The sequence below is a fragment of the Maridesulfovibrio pacificus (SeqCode) genome (assembly GCF_048612815.1).
GTDB classification, from domain to species: Bacteria; Desulfobacterota; Desulfovibrionia; order Desulfovibrionales; family Desulfovibrionaceae; genus Maridesulfovibrio; species Maridesulfovibrio pacificus.
On the sequence record NZ_JBLZNE010000001.1, the window covers coordinates 896279 to 910982 of the forward strand.

Annotated in this window: 15 protein-coding genes; 7 read left to right on the forward strand and 8 right to left on the reverse strand. The window is 45.9% G+C overall.

The window, feature by feature from the left end; all coding sequences use genetic code 11:
• Positions 1-45: 45 nt before the first annotated feature.
• Both ACNI23_RS04305 and ACNI23_RS04310 read left to right on the forward strand, forming a co-directional pair.
• Complete coding sequence (locus tag ACNI23_RS04305) at positions 46-1173, forward strand: YibE/F family protein (protein WP_420246981.1); 1128 nt, start codon at positions 46-48, stop codon at positions 1171-1173.
• An 80-nt stretch (positions 1174-1253) separates the two neighbouring features.
• On the forward strand, positions 1254-1931 hold the full coding sequence (locus ACNI23_RS04310; protein ID WP_420246982.1) for an HAD family acid phosphatase: 678 nt from the start codon (positions 1254-1256) through the stop codon (positions 1929-1931).
• A gap of 85 nt (positions 1932-2016) precedes the next feature.
• On the opposite strand, the gene ACNI23_RS04315 is transcribed toward ACNI23_RS04310, so the two are convergent.
• From ACNI23_RS04315 to ACNI23_RS04325, 3 genes are all read right to left on the reverse strand, one after another.
• Entirely contained in the window at positions 2017-2928 is a 912-nt protein-coding gene (locus ACNI23_RS04315; RefSeq protein ID WP_420246983.1) for an NAD(P)/FAD-dependent oxidoreductase, read from the reverse strand.
• A gap of 110 nt (positions 2929-3038) precedes the next feature.
• Positions 3039-3800, reverse strand: a complete 762-nt coding sequence (locus ACNI23_RS04320; protein ID WP_420246985.1) for an HD domain-containing protein — start codon at positions 3798-3800, stop codon at positions 3039-3041.
• A 4-nt stretch (positions 3801-3804) separates the two neighbouring features.
• Positions 3805-4131 carry an SHOCT domain-containing protein gene (locus tag ACNI23_RS04325; protein WP_420246986.1) on the reverse strand — a complete coding sequence of 109 codons (327 nt, stop codon included), beginning with the start codon at positions 4129-4131 and terminating at the stop codon, positions 3805-3807.
• A 158-nt stretch (positions 4132-4289) separates the two neighbouring features.
• Between ACNI23_RS04325 and ACNI23_RS04330 the strand changes: the two genes are divergently transcribed.
• The 3 genes from ACNI23_RS04330 (at position 4290) to ACNI23_RS04340 (ending at position 6194) form a co-directional block, all read left to right on the forward strand.
• Positions 4290-4700: a response regulator gene (locus ACNI23_RS04330; RefSeq protein WP_420246987.1), complete on the forward strand. Its 411-nt coding sequence runs from the start codon at positions 4290-4292 to the stop codon at positions 4698-4700.
• A 98-nt stretch (positions 4701-4798) separates the two neighbouring features.
• On the forward strand, positions 4799-5737 hold the full coding sequence (locus ACNI23_RS04335) for a Tim44 domain-containing protein (RefSeq protein WP_420246988.1): 939 nt from the start codon (positions 4799-4801) through the stop codon (positions 5735-5737).
• Positions 5738-5891: 154 nt separating this feature from the next.
• On the forward strand, positions 5892-6194 hold the full coding sequence (locus ACNI23_RS04340; protein ID WP_420246989.1) for an Hpt domain-containing protein: 303 nt from the start codon (positions 5892-5894) through the stop codon (positions 6192-6194).
• A gap of 9 nt (positions 6195-6203) precedes the next feature.
• On the opposite strand, the gene ACNI23_RS04345 is transcribed toward ACNI23_RS04340, so the two are convergent.
• Positions 6204-7346, reverse strand: a complete 1143-nt coding sequence (locus ACNI23_RS04345) for a cyclic di-GMP phosphodiesterase (RefSeq protein WP_420246990.1) — start codon at positions 7344-7346, stop codon at positions 6204-6206.
• A gap of 417 nt (positions 7347-7763) precedes the next feature.
• Between ACNI23_RS04345 and ACNI23_RS04350 the strand changes: the two genes are divergently transcribed.
• Both ACNI23_RS04350 and ACNI23_RS04355 read left to right on the forward strand, forming a co-directional pair.
• Positions 7764-8696, forward strand: coding sequence for a MerR family transcriptional regulator (locus tag ACNI23_RS04350; RefSeq protein WP_420246991.1), 933 nt, complete (start codon positions 7764-7766; stop codon positions 8694-8696).
• A gap of 98 nt (positions 8697-8794) precedes the next feature.
• Positions 8795-9223 (forward strand): hypothetical protein, encoded by a 429-nt coding sequence (locus tag ACNI23_RS04355; RefSeq protein ID WP_015851631.1) that lies wholly within the window; start codon positions 8795-8797, stop codon positions 9221-9223.
• A gap of 35 nt (positions 9224-9258) precedes the next feature.
• Here the strand turns inward: ACNI23_RS04355 and ACNI23_RS04360 are convergent, their stop codons facing one another.
• From ACNI23_RS04360 to ACNI23_RS04375, 4 genes are all read right to left on the reverse strand, one after another.
• Positions 9259-9669 (reverse strand): PqqD family protein, encoded by a 411-nt coding sequence (locus ACNI23_RS04360; protein WP_420246992.1) that lies wholly within the window; start codon positions 9667-9669, stop codon positions 9259-9261.
• The gene (locus ACNI23_RS04365) at positions 9653-10549 is read right to left on the reverse strand and encodes a hypothetical protein (RefSeq protein ID WP_420246993.1); all 897 of its coding nucleotides are present in this window, start codon (positions 10547-10549) and stop codon (positions 9653-9655) included. Before ACNI23_RS04365 ends, ACNI23_RS04360 begins: the two co-directional genes overlap by 17 nt.
• A gap of 174 nt (positions 10550-10723) precedes the next feature.
• Entirely contained in the window at positions 10724-12685 is a 1962-nt protein-coding gene (locus ACNI23_RS04370; protein WP_420246994.1) for a peptide transporter, read from the reverse strand.
• Between the two features lie 31 nt (positions 12686-12716).
• The gene (locus tag ACNI23_RS04375; RefSeq protein ID WP_420246995.1) at positions 12717-14690 is read right to left on the reverse strand and encodes a DUF6785 family protein; all 1974 of its coding nucleotides are present in this window, start codon (positions 14688-14690) and stop codon (positions 12717-12719) included.
• Positions 14691-14704: the final 14 nt, after the last annotated feature.

Genomic DNA, 14704 nt, shown 5'->3' on the forward strand with positions numbered 1-14704 from the left:
GCGCTCCGCCTTTAGCATATCTGATAAATTTCAACCCCTGAGAATATGTCCGGATTATTAAAAAATAGAGAGTTCATTCTTGTCGCTGTCTTTGCAGTGTTGACCGCCATTCTATATTTCATTCCTACTGAATTTGACCAGCGTGTAGCGGAAAATGCCGAGCGTTGTCGGGCGGAAGTTGTTTCCGTTGACAATTCGGATATTGACCAGTTCGGAATGGTAAAAACAGGCCCTCAAATTGTGACCATGAGGATCCTTGAAGGTCGGTTTAAGGGGCAGTTTTTTACCGGAACCAATGAGCTTCTCGGTCAGATGGATAAGGATAAGTTTTTTGTCCCCGGTGACGAGGCCCTTGCGGTAGTGACATATGATATTCAGGGAAAACCGATGTATGCCGTGCCGCAGGATCATTACCGTATTGATCTTGAGCTGACTATGTTGTTGCTTTTTTCTTTTCTGCTGCTTGTCTTCGGTGGCTGGACCGGGGCCAAGGCCTTGTTCTCATTCATGTTCACTGCATTGGTGCTCTGGAAGCTGCTTGTTCCGGCTTTGCTCGAAGGTGTTGATCCGGTCTGGATCACTCTGGGGGTGGTATCAGGACTATGCGCGGTTATCATTTTCATGGTTGCCGGATTGAACCGCAAGGGTTTTGTAGCCTTTCTGGGAGCCTTTCTTGGTGTTTTCACAAGTTGTCTATTGGCGATATATTTTACCGGGGAGTTGCATTTACACGGTGCGGTAATGCCATTTGCGGAGACTCTGCTTTATTCGGGTTTCGGTCACCTTGATTTAACCCGTATCTACATTGCTGCGGTTTTTCTGGCCTGTTCCGGGGCGGTTATGGACCTGGCAATGGATGTTGCGGCCAGTATGGATGAAGTTGTGCGTGCTAATCCACAAATCAGCCATATGCAGGCCCTTGCATCCGGGATCAGGGTTGGCAGGGCAGTTGTGGGAACCATGACCACCACTTTGTTGCTGGCCTATTCCGGCGGATTTATAACATTGCTTATGGCCTTTATGGCTCAAGGGGTTCCGCTGATTAATACCTTCAACTTTGTTTATGTTTCCGCAGAAATCCTAAAGACTCTTGTGGGCAGTTTCGGGCTGGTAACGGTAGCTCCATTTACCGCAGTTGCTGGAGCATTTATTTTCATCAGGAAAAACAAATAGTTCAATAAGACATACTTGTCGGCAGTGACTTCCTTGTGCTAATTTCCCTTAAACCGGATTTTTTGCTGGAGGGAAACAATTTGAAGTTGCGGTTGATTTGTTGTTTTTTGGTGCTGTTCTGCGTCAGCGGGTGTGTTGCTTCGAAAAAGCCTATAGTCAAGGCTCCTGCGGAGATGGTTTCACTACCTGATGTGCGGGAACGAATTATCGCTTATCACGAGAGCGGTAAGTACAAGGAAGATGTTTCGCATAAGGCGGAGTCCGTAGCTGATCTTGCGGTCAAGTCTATTCAGGAGCAAGTGAAGTATCCTGCTGTTGTGATGGTGGTGGAGGATGTCTTGTTATCCACCTATGAAGCGCGCAGGAAGCAGGGTTTTTCAGAGAATGCAGCAGCATATGTTGATTTAGAGTCCCATGTAATTCTAAGTTCTCTTCCGGCGGTTAAACCTTCGGTTGTACTGTTCGAATTCCTGCTGCAAAGGAATATCCCGGTCTTTCTGGTTTCCTATAGATCAGAAGGATTCCGGATTCCATTAATGGAGAATTTGTCCAAGGCCGGATTTTCCGGCTGGCAGAAATTGTTCATGTTGCCGCCTAACTATCCGGAAGGCGCAAATTATTGTGAGGAAGTGCGCAAGGGGTTACAGGGGGCAGGCTACAATATCATCGCTACTATAGGAGTTTTGCCTGAAGATATTTCAGGTGAATTTGCCGGAAAGACGGTTCTATACCCTAACTCTATTTACTCAGAACGTTAAAATAAAACCGGGCTGACCTGAAGGTCAGCCCGGTTTGTTATTAGGTATTCCAAAGGGGATTATCTCCTTTGGTCGCCGGTTTGAATTAAGCTTTGCGGACGTACTTTGCTGCGCTTAAACCAGCCACACATCCTTCGCCGACGGCTTTTGCCATCTGCAGCGGAGGTCCGCAGATATCTCCGGCTGCGAAAATGCCGGGAACATTGGTACGCATCTGCTTGTCTGTTTCAATGAACTTCATGGATTCATCAAGCTGGATTCCAAGCTCTGCGGCGAGGGACATGACTCCCTTTGCGCCCAGTTCGATGAATACGCCGGTTACATCGAGTTTATTTCCATCCTTGAGCACCAGACCGTCAACACCGTTTTCACCGGTAATTTCTTCAACCTCGGCACCTTCGTGAATGATGATGTTTGCGGCTTTGAGCTTTTCCATAAGCTCAGGGGCAAAGTTGAATTCCTTTGAAACAAGGTGAACCTTGGATGCAAGATGGGAGAGGTGGAGTGCTCCTCCCGCAGCGGCACTTTCTCCGCCTGCAATAGCCACTTCTTCTCCGCGGAAGAAGTTGCCGTCGCATTCCACGCAATAGCTCACGCCCTTGCCGAAAAGGTCTTTTTCACCGGGAACTCCGAGTTTGTTGCGGGTGGTTCCGGTGCAGATAATGATCGCTTTGGTCTTGAACTCTTTGGTCTCGGTGGTCACGGTAAAACCGCCACCGCTGAGGTCCATCAGGTCCGGATTCTTGATTTTCAATACGTCTTCGTTGAAGAACACAGCACCGAAACTCTCGGCCTGCTGTTGTCCTGTTCTAAGAATCTGTTCACCGGAAATCTCCAGTGTGCAGCAGAAGTTTTCAATGTGTGCCCACCAGAGGCTGCTCTTGTCGTTTTTACCAAGGATAAGTACTTTGAGTCCCTTTCTTGCTGAATGAATGGCAGCCTGCAGTCCCGCTGGGCCTGCCCCCAGGATGATAATGTCGTAATTGGTTTCGGTCATATTCTAGCTGTCCGTGGTAAGTTGTTGTGTTTTATAAAGTCTAACTGAAAAGGTAAGTTTGAATTTACGAATGACAAGAGATCTTGAATTTCATTATTCCATAAAATCGATCAAGAGTTAAGCTGTTCCATTATCGGGTTACGAAGTGCATGTATCTGATCTGTGTCAGGAAGCTGGCCCATGAGAGTTTCAACGTATCCGCGTTTGATCATTTCCTTGCGGGACCATTCAAAATTCAGATCATAGGCCCAGCTGAGCAGAAGCAGGCGGAAGTCATTCAAACACTTCATAGCCTGATAGGCACCTTGACGGCCTTCTTTTACAGCTTGGAGAACAGCAGGTGTTATTTCACCCGGTCTTTCTTCCAGTCCCATGAGCGGAACTTCATTTCCTGATTCAACCCCGGTCAGGTGCGGAATCAAAACCTTGATGATATCTATTTTATCCGAGTCGCGGACTATTTCAGTGCAAATTCTTAGTTCGTCAGAGAGGAAAGAGGGCAGTGCGCTGCGGTTATGCAGTGCAATGGCGCCGAGGATTATGTTGCGCTGTTTTTTGGGCAGGTCGTTCAATAGCTTGTATTTCAAAACAGTTCTGGCACCCAGAGTTCCGTGGTTGCAGGACTCCGAATCTTTGAATGTTCTGTATTCACTATATTGCGGGAATCTTCCTGTGTCGTGGTAAAGAGCCGCTATCCGGGCCGTTTCAACCAGTTCCGCCGGAAGCGAAAGGGATTTACAGATATTCAGGCTGTTTTCGAAAACATCAAATGAATGGTCGATTTTCAGCTGAATGTCAGGCCGTTCCTTTTCGTTTGCATTCAGAAGGAACGGACTGACGAATTGGCTGAAAATTTCTTTTAAATGCGTCATCTGTCTACAGCAGGATTCTTTTTTTCTTGAATTTATAGTCGATCTCGGAAATTTTTCCTGATTTCAGGTCTTCTTCAAGTTGAGCCAAGGCCTTTTCGCGCATTTCAGCTGCTTCACGGTCGAGGTCCGGGTCTCTGAACTTCCCGTTGGGACCAAAAAGAACACGCAGGAAAATTATAATTACACCGAGTATTGCGGCGACGAAGAGCATTTTAGTAATGGAAGCCCAGAAGTCCCCGTACCCCGGACCGAAGGGCCAGTGGTCCCAGTGGGGATTGGCTTCGTATTTTCCTGATATAAATGAAAATATGGATGATATGGTTTCGATCATGAATACGTCCTGTTGATTTTTTTGTGAATAATTACCCCTCATTTCAACTCTGCGCAACATAAACCGTAACTGATAATTTTGTGTATATAATTGCATATATAATTCCAGTGTGTTTTAATTGAATGCTATTGAAGTCTACAATGGGATGAGGAGACGATATGAGGATTTTAATTGTTGAAGATGAGCTTGCGAGCAGGAAGTATCTTACACACGTGATGACGAGCTACGGCCAATGTGATGCCGTTGAAAATGGTGCCGAAGCGCTACAGGCTTTTATTGACGCTTTGGAGTCCGGTAGTCGTTATGACCTGATTTGTCTGGATATTATGATGCCGGAAATGGATGGTCAGGAAGCCTTGAAAGAAATTCGTGAGATAGAAAAAGAACACGGAATTCCTCATAATCTTGAAACCAAGGTTATGATGACCAGCGCACTTGATGATCCTTCCAATGTGGTTGAAGCGTACTATAAAGGTGGAGCTTCTATTTATCTTACGAAGCCTCTCGATGTGGAAAAGATACGTGAGGCAATGGTTGAGCTCGGATTTCTGAAAAAAAGTATGGAATGATTCCGATATTGCTGGACAGGTGGCGTTAGCGTAATTATCTAAAGGACTGCGGCTTCGGTCGCGGTCTTTTTTTATAACTTAAGTAAATGAGGTATTAGATGAAACTACTCGGGTATTTGGTTCTTCCTCTTACCGTTGTCTGCCTGCTGGCTGTTATGGCTGGTGATGCCGATGCGAAAAGAATGGGCGGGGGAAAATCCTTCGGCAGCAAGCCATCTTTTTCAAAAACTTACAATAAACCGACATCAACAGCTACTTCCCAGAAGCAAGCAAGCGGTGCTAACAAACAGCAGGGCGGCATTGCCCGTCCCGGTATGGGACTCCTCGGCGGTCTGCTGGCCGGTACTTTTCTCGGTTCCATGCTTGGTGGATTCGGTGGAATGGGAGGCGGTTTCTTCAACCTCCTGATCATCGGTCTGCTTGTTTATCTCGGATTTAAATTTTTCAAGTCTCGCAGTCGTGGGACTGATGATATGTATAGGCAGGGTAATTATCAGCGTGGTCCTGATTACTCTCAGCCGAACCAGAACAATACTAATGCTGATCCGTATGCCCGCAGGGAGCAGACAGCACAGAACGCGTGGGATCATCTTTCTTCCAAACCTTCTTCACAGCAGGCTCCTGAGGCTGCAGCACAGCAGAGCGGTCCTACTGTCAATATTCCTGCCGGGTTTGACGAAGAGGATTTTCTTGAAGGAGCAAAAGCAGTTTACACCCGTCTCCAGAAATCATGGGATAGCCGTGATATGGCTGACATTGAGCAGTTTGCAACAGCCGGCGTGGTAAATGAAATCAAGCAGCAGGCCAAGGAAGATCCCGGTCCGTCTCAGACTGACATATTGATGGTCAATGCAAGACTGCTGGAAGTCAAGGAAGAGGCCGGCGTTAACCATGTTACTGTCTACTATGATGTTCTTCTTCGCGAAGATTCCTCTCAGTCTCAGCCTTCGCAGGTGCGTGAGGTATGGCATTTTGTAAAGCCTGTAGGCTCCGATGGAATGTGGAAACTGGATGGTATTCAGCAGCTTGAAGAATAATGAATAGAAATAATTAGTCGTTTGGTAATTAGTTTTTGCCTACGGCTGATCTAGTTGATAATAGTAAGGGTATCGCTGAAAAGCGGTACCCTTTTTCATTTTAAAATTTGTAGGAATTGTTTGAAGTGGCACTAAGTATGCGGGTGGGGACTGTATGGGATTAAAAATTGTCGAGAGAATAGATAAAGATCTACAGGGTCTTATTCCGGGGTTTATGGAGATAACCCAAAAAGAGATCAAGGATTTGGAGCAGGCATTGGCGATAGGGGAAATGTCTGTTGCAGCGCGTATAGGTCATAACATCAAAGGCTCGGCCTTGAATTATGGCTTTGTACATCTTGGGGATATAGGCAGAAGAATAGAAAGCAGCGCAGCGCAAAACCGCCAGAAAAAGGTCCAGGCTGAATTGAAGGTGCTTAGGGATTATGTTGATCGTGTTGAAGTTATATTTGTGTAGCAGTGACTGTTACCAAAGAAATCTATCCAGTTCCAGCTTGAATGTCTTCGGGTGAATACACTCAATAATTTCAAGACTCTCACCCTTTGCGTCATTGCCGCACTTGGATAAGTCTATAAATTCAGGATGAATAGCTCTGAATCTACTGCTGAATACTACCTTCACTTGAGGCAGAAGCGGGGCCTTGGGGGTGTTGGTCACTACCACGCCGTAACGTCCGTCGGATAGTTTTACAAAGCAGCCTACAGGATAAATCCCCACACATTTTATGAAGCTTTCCAGATATCTGGGATGAAATGACGTATTTGCCATGGAATAGAGATGTTTAATGGCCGAGTTCGGCGTCATGGCTTCCCGGTATGGGCGATCTGATGTCAGTGCGTCATATGAGTCGCAAATGGAGATGATCCGCGCATACTGAGGAATGTCGTTGCCGGACAATCCTTGCGGGTATCCTGATCCATCGTATTTTTCATGATGTGCTTTTATTGAGTTAATGATGTTCTGAGGTGAGTTTTGCCCGGAAAGGTATTCGCATCCTTTTAATGGATGAAATTTAATTTTCTGGAATTCATCCTTAGATAACTTGCCCTTCTTGTCCATAAGGTTTTTCGGCAGCCAAAGCTGACCGATATTCATCAGCATCGCGGTGATTGAAAGTTCTTCGACCGCTTCTCTCGAAAGCCCGATATAACGTCCAAGTATTGCACTGAGAATCGCAGTGTTCAGACTGTGGGTGTATAGGTATTTGTCCGCACGCGCCAATACGGTAAGGCTTGCTGCAGCGCTATTGTTTCTGTCAATAGAATCAATCAGCGGACTTACGCCTTTTTTGTATTCAGAAATTTCAAGCGAGCCTTCCTGTTCCACTGTTTCAAATATTCTCTGAATATAACCTAGGGCATCGTTGTATGCCTCGCGGGCAAAGAGAATTTCTTCGGAGTATGTAGTCTGGGGAAATGAATTGATAACGGAACTTTTTTCAGAATCAATCAAGACTTCATTAATGTTTAGCTGCAGAATGGCAGAGATGTCTGCTTTTGAGGATACTGCATGGTTGGAAAGCTCGGCAGGCAGACTGGGGTAGCCATTAGCTGAACAAACGACAAACATGCCTTCTTGAAGGTTTGTGGTCTTGATTTTTTCTAACATCTTGTGGTGCTTAATATTTAGGGCTGAAAATACCCGTCTCTCCTTAGCTTTAAATACACCCGAAGTATTAGGCAGGGCAAGAGAAAAGTGCGCATGCCACGCTACGTGGCTGTGGGATGTTACTCCGTCACTGTACGCACTATAATCTTTTTTTAGTAAGGCGACTCAGTTCGCATATTTTATTTTGTTTTGATTCTATTTCCACATACCCTCCGTCGAGATTTTTCCATCTATACATAAAAGATAATCATTGAATTTGGTTTGTCTATGTTGTTTTTGTGGTGATGATTTGTTTGATCAGTTGATCAAATTGTTTAAACTATTGAACATTATATTGTTCAATTGCATGTTGACTTAGTTTATATGGTAGTTTATTATTTGTTTAATTAGTTAATGAACAACAAATGAGCAAGGTGTATGTCAAATCAGTACTTAAGTTTGAGAGAGGTTGGCAGGAGGTTGGGTATTCCTCCGTCAACTGTGGTTTACTATAAGGATAAGTACTCGAAGTTCTTGCCTTCAGTAGGTGACTCTGGGCGTAGGCAGAAGTACTCTGTAGAGGTAGTTGAAATCTTCAGGAGGATACGTGAGATGTATGGAATGAATTGGTCAACTGAACAAATTGAAAATGAATTAAGTTTAAAGTTTGGTATGTTAGTACAAAACATAAAAAATGATCAACAGTTGATCAATGGGGCCGGACTTGAGTCCAGTTCGGATATGGAAACGGTGATAAAGGGGTTGTCGTCAGTACTTGGTAAGGTCTCTGATTTGCTCTCCAATCAAGCTCTCTTCCAGGCTGAATTGCGCGATTTGCGCGAAGAGGTCTCAGTGCTTCGGACAGAAAAACGCAAGCTTTCTGCAGAAACAAACGAGAGAATTCTGGATATGGCCATGGAGATTGGTCGTTTGAAACGTGATCGCGCTGAGTTGTTCAGGTTGTTGCGGGCGGGAGAATCCGGACCGGATGAATCTTCATTTCCTTCATCAGATTATTTAGAGCGCCCTTTAGTTATTCGTAACTCCGAGGGAGAGTATCTCGGTGTATCCGGGAAGGGGCGGAAGCATTTTTCTTTGGAGGATTTTGTCAAGTTACTTGAGAATAGTGTGAACTCGCATATGAGTGTTGATCTTGAGTGGCAAGAAAAGGATGGTCAATGGATTCTTGTTATTGATGCCAGTGAAGTGCAGTCTTCGCAGAAAAAAATTGTGCTTGTGACCGAAGAAAATATAACACCGAATAAGAATACTGTTGTTCGTATTGATAGCATGGAAATCAACGGCAAAGCTGTCCCCGGTGCTCTTTTGTTTAGTCTTTTCAGGCAAATAAGAGAGAGCTTTGATCGCTAGATTGTTTTGGCTTTTTTCTAGAAAAAGTCTTGATATATTTGTTTAATATAGTTATTAAGTGAGTGTTATCAGTAGAGGAGTATTCTTAGGAGGATAAGATGCCGCAGGTTGCAGCTAGAATCACACATGATCATGAGCAGTGGCTTAAGAACTATTTCAAGACCAAGAGTGCAGGGGCTGAATTTATTTTGCCTTGGGCTGTGGATATGTTTTTTAAGTCCATGCGTGCAGTTGCTCAGGAGCTGAATGTCGCTGAATTGAAAACAGTTCTGGAAGCTTATCAGGGAGTGAAAATTCTGCCCAACCAATGCAAAGGAGCATATCTTTTTTTGCAGGTTGAAGAAGCTTGTGAAACAGAAAGTGTACACAACAATCACGGTGTGAGTTGGCCTAATCTTGAGGCTAAGTTGAAACGTCTTTCAGATGTACATTCCACCGCATTGATGATCTGGGCTTCTGCCTATTGGGTGAGCAAAGTCTGGAATGGTGTCAGTTTTGAGGAATATATCAAACTGACTTGCAGTTAAAATTTTTTGATTTGTTAGTATCTTTTCCGGGCGGACTATTTTGTCCCGGTGTTTTCGTTGCTGAAAGCGACTAGACCCCGCTTTCCTAAATCTCTTAGAAATGAAGCTGTTGCAACTTCTGCTTCGCGGGGCAGAACCTGATATTTTTGTGCAAAAGCAGCTGCTATTTTGCGGACACTGTTTTTTCCGTCAATCATATCCCAGACCAAAGTTCCCATTTCATCAAGTTCCAATTTTTTTATGGGAGCATGTCCGTCTTTCCACATTCCGAATCTTTTTGCCACATCAGCGAAAAGCGGTTTCAGACGCAATGGATAAGAGAGCATTATCAGCCCATTTTCCATGCGTTTCTCAGTTATATTCCGGTTCTTCAGGGGCTTGCAGGCCATGGCTTCGCCCCTGGTCATTTCGGGAACAACTAGTTTTTTCTTACTGAATAATTTCATAATTCCTGAAAATATTTTTTGCTCTGTCTTCCGCTATATGCTGGCGTGATTTGACCATCACAGCCATAATGCGGTTGCTTTCTTGCGTATAGCGGATTTCAATCTGTCCGTATGGACGGCGTTTAGAATTTAATTTAGCCAGCGCAAGTTTGGTGGCAGAAGGACTCTTTTCCTGACCGAACATACAGGTAGCTCCCTTGTCGTATTCAAGCTCAGCTATGGAAAGTCCTAATGCTTTAATATCATCTTTGAAAAGTTCTCTGGAAAACTCTCCGAGAGTGCTGTCTTTGAGGATCACATCGGCAGGGCTGAAACGGAAAAGTTCTATGGTCTCTGTCTGGTCAGTGAGAGTAATATTGAATCTACCGGGCTTGAATTCGAATGATTCGAGGTCCATTGATCCTGGTAGAGCTGCCTTCATATCGTAAATCTGCCAGAGTCGCTCAGAATCCGATTCGTGTAATTTGAGGCTGCTAAATAATTTTACCGCAGCATCGTCGATCTGGTCATCACATTTGCCGATGAATTGCACCAGCATGACTTTAGAAGCATTCTTACAGTAGAACATAACCCCGCGGCCTGTAGCGAGATCAGACTGCCAGTAAAAGCCAGTAGTATCGAATTTTTTAAGCGGTCCTTTCCATGAAGAGGGCAGGACTGTAGATTCTATCTTGAGCCCTGAGGACGCCTCAATTTTTTTGGCAAGCTGTCTGAAATACGTCTTTTCCTTATACGTTCTGCCGGCATCATACCAGCGAAGTTCAATACAAGGATACTCTCCATTGTCGAGTTGCAGGAACTTTTTATCAATTCCGCTAACCTCGAAGTTGGACGGGATTTCAAAACTGATGCCGTCCCAAGCTATATTCTTAAAATCCATTATCTGTTCCTTATGGAAAACTTTCCGTCTAACTGTATGGAAAGTCGAAAATCATATTGATGCAAATACAATGCGGATAATCAAGCCGAAGCAAGGTTACCTAAAACATTTTCCAATCATCCGCAAAGTTTTAATTCTTTTTCAGAATTGTTTTAAACAAAGAGTCGGATTTGATTAGTAAGCCATTTTTCCTAGCGATTTAAGGATAAGAGTGCAACCCATGGCAAACATACCTGTCAAACCCATGCCGCAGGAGAAACCTGCCAGCAGAACCGGGGCATACTGCCGCCACATGGCTCCGTATTTTTTCTGGAAGAAATATCGGCCGATCAAAGCACCGGCAACTTCCAGAATAAATCCGTGGGGGGTGCTTTGTCCAAGTCCTCTGACAACACCATATACCAGCAGGACCGGTAATCCTAGCGAATTAAGTATGGCGTAAAGCACAAGTCCCAGACTGATCCCGCCCATCACTACCGGGCCACTAAGGGCCTGAAAGAACAGTGAGTTGCCTTCAAGGGTAGATGTCTGCATGAGCAGGGTGTTAAGGGCCTGCAGGTGCCAGAGTTCCTGTGCATAAGGGTAGTTTGATGAAGGAATGGGTGCAAGTTGCCAGATGAATTGCGAGAAGAGTAGACTGGCAACCATAACCACCGGAAAAACCACAAGCTCAGCCTTGATGATACCCCGAATGGATGTTCCGGTCAGTTCGATTTCGCGGAAATGAACAGTCGCTTCACCGTAGTTATGGATCGGGATCGGTGCGTACCAGATTTCAATGCCCTGATAACCGAAGAATTTTGCTCCGGCGATGAAGCTTGCTTCTCGTACCAGCGGCAGGCTGACAAACTGTCCGGCAATACCTTCCATTCGAGCGGTGATGTAAGAAATTACCGGGGTGTAGATAAAACCGTAGAGCAGAAAGAAAATCCACGGGAAATTGGGTACCAGCAGTAAACTCATACCTACATAGGCAAGTGTTGAGAATACATAGATGGCGATGGAGACCCAGAAGTTGATGTCCCCGCGTCCTTCCGGCGGTTCGAAAAGTTTACTCCACGATTCCCGGTGCTTGGCATGTTCTCCACGGAATGATTTGACCACGTACCAGATACCGATCAGACCGATAGCCAGACCGAGACCGATGGAAAAACTCATATAAAAGTCGAAGTTGTTTGCAAAGACTGTTTCAACAGTCTCCATACCCGGATGCCAGCGGTGCAGGATGCCGTGCTCGTAAAGAAACGGGTTCGCAACAAAAGTAATGATGATACCGATTAAACCGCCGATAACAGCCCAAAAGGGTAGAACCATACCGATAAAGAATAGACCGAGGTCAAACTGGATACCGGTGGCAACGGCTGGAAGTATTCTTTCCGTATAGGGCGTAAGCTCAACCCACGGGATGGGAATAATCCTGATCGGCTCGGTAAATAATAATCCCGAAACAGCGGGCAGGAGTACATAAATTGTACCGAATGCCAGCCCTATGACTCCGCCCACAGAGAAGACCCGCCATTTCCAGCTGGCCTTTTTTTCTTCGGTGGATTCAGCCAAAGCCATGGTACCCAGAGCACCGACAGGAGCCATGGGAAAGGGAAGTTTTTCCACATCGGATGTGATGCGATAAAGGGCGTATCCCAATCCGAAATGGTCAATTCGCTGTACTATCTGCGCACCTACCAGCAGCAAAATCGGTATAAGCCAGTCGCGATGGAAGAAGGTTCGCTCAATAAGAGAATCTGATCCCGGTTGCGGGGCAACCCACGTCGGGATGAATTCGGTCAGGCCCAGCATGCGCGCTGCGTCCGATTGCACCAAATATTGCTGCCATAGCAGACCTGAGAATGGCGAGGCCAGCGCCGCTCCGGCCATGTAATAAAGCAGGAATATTTCCTGTTGTTTCAGTTCCGTATATGAACGTTTTGCAATTTCAGCGAAAAGAATGATGGTTACCCAGCGGGCAGCAGGGCCGATGCCCTGACCGATGACTAACTGCAGGTACATACTTCCCGGCATCATCAGGAAGCCGATGAAGATGGCACCGACTACGGTTTTCCAGTCAAAGCCCTCTTCAAAATGGGTCGGGGTTTTTAGTAGATCCCGATATTCTTGTAGCTCTTTATCATTATGCATGTGTATGTCTCATTATGCTTGTTAACTGGATTTAGCCGGGAAGAACCTGATAACTTTGTCCTGCGTAAAGTCCGTAAAGAGCCCATGCTCCGCCCATTAGGAAATCACCCATAATCAGGCCGAAGAAGAGATAACGGACCCGCTTGAATAATCCCACTCCGCCATAGCGAAGGGTCAGCTGGTTGCAAATCCATCCGAGGAAAAAACTGAACCAGAGAATTTTCATGGCAGAGCTGTAGGCGGTCAAGTATCCGATGGGATGCAACGGCCACCACGGCAGTCTGTTATAAGCCAGTATCAGTACAAACATAACCAGTGCGCCCACAGTGGCGAAGGTGGTTACCCAGTGGGAAGTTGCTGCAGGCTCCTGAATTATACGGGCTACGTTGTCGTAGACGTTCATGGATGTGCGGGTTGCCCAGTCCAGTTGTAATTCTCGGATACCATACTTGTAGCAGACCATAAGCATAGCCCCGAAAGATACGATTACACCCAGCAGCAGGATAATGGTTATGCCAAGCAGGAAAAGCCGTTTATTTCTGATCCATTCATTGATCTTGGAGCCGTGCACCAATGAGGGCATAAGCGATTCCCTGAGGTCAACAAAAAGAATTTTCTGGCATATGGCGGTGATGGCGATTCCCACCGAGCCGAAGAACTTAGAACCGAAAATTGTGGTTACACAGTCAATTGGCGCCGCAGTCAAGGTAAAGTAAGCGATGCCGCCTTGGCAGATTGCCTTGGATGCCACCAGCGTAAATATGAAAAATGCCAGCAGGACAACTACAGCCACCAGCATGGGGATACCGAAATATACGCACCATGCAGTGAGCAGCAGGCCGGAAACTGCAAGACCCCAAAAGGAGAAGCGCAGGGACATCCATTCTGCTTCGCCGCGAGTAGAGTCCGCTCCGAAAGCTTCCTTGATGACTTGTTTGAGATGTTGGCGGGCCAGCCAGATGATAAAAAAGAAAAATACAAGGTAGGCCCCGATCATCTGGGTTTCTTCCGGTCGTGTAAGGGTCGGGCCGAAGGTTACGCCCAGAGCGGAGGCGGGAATGTTCAGACCTGATGCACTCAGGATTCCATAAAACAATCCACCAAGCAGGAAAAAGAACCAGAAGCTGAAAGAAATTTGCCTTGAAGCCAGAAAGGCGAATCCTACAAATGCGGGATAAAAGTAGATTTTAAGCTTGTGGAAACCTGAAAACAGTCCGGTTTTAGCAAAATATTTACCGGCGAGAAGCAGGGTCGGAAATTCCGGCACTGAAGGAATGTAGAAATGCAGACCATTGATCAGATGCAGACAAATGCAGAAGATCAGTCCGATCAGGAAAAATTTATTTCCAAGAAATGATCCGTATAATCCCTGATCCATGGCTTCTTCCATGAAACGGGGCAGCTGCAGAAGAGGGAAGTTCAAGCGTTCATTTTCCACCCATTGCCTGCTGAAAATGTTAGTCAGGCAGAGCATCATGAAATAGCATAGCAGGATGAAAGCTCCCCACCACATGAGCGGAGTAAGCCATGATCCCCAAGGGATGGAATTGAATATTTCAAGGTTGCCCATGAATGGACCTCCTTTGATACCGTTGTATAGCTGCTCCACTGCTTTGGGATCGGTGGGGTGCAGGGATTCCGGCAGTAGCGGCTGTAACATCTCCTTCCATCTGTTGCCTATAGTGGCAAAGTGGAAAGGTGCGGTCAGGTTGATGAAAAAAGTTCTGGCTAATCCGGTGTAGGAAATGCCGGAGACAATGACCATAAGGATCCACATGGTCATCAGATCAAGACCGGTCAGCAGCGGGCGAGAACGCAAGACCTTACGATGCAGTGCGCAGATTGCGGTCAGCCATGCCAATATGAAAAACGGCGCCAGCGGGAAATGTCCACCTGCCAGTGGGGTCGCGTTCAAGTAGGTGTTGTTAAAAGGTGTAAAAGCGCAAATGAGCAGCCCGAAGAAGGTGCCCAGCAGAATCGCTCTTTTCCTTATTTTACCATGCATCTGAGGAATCCTTA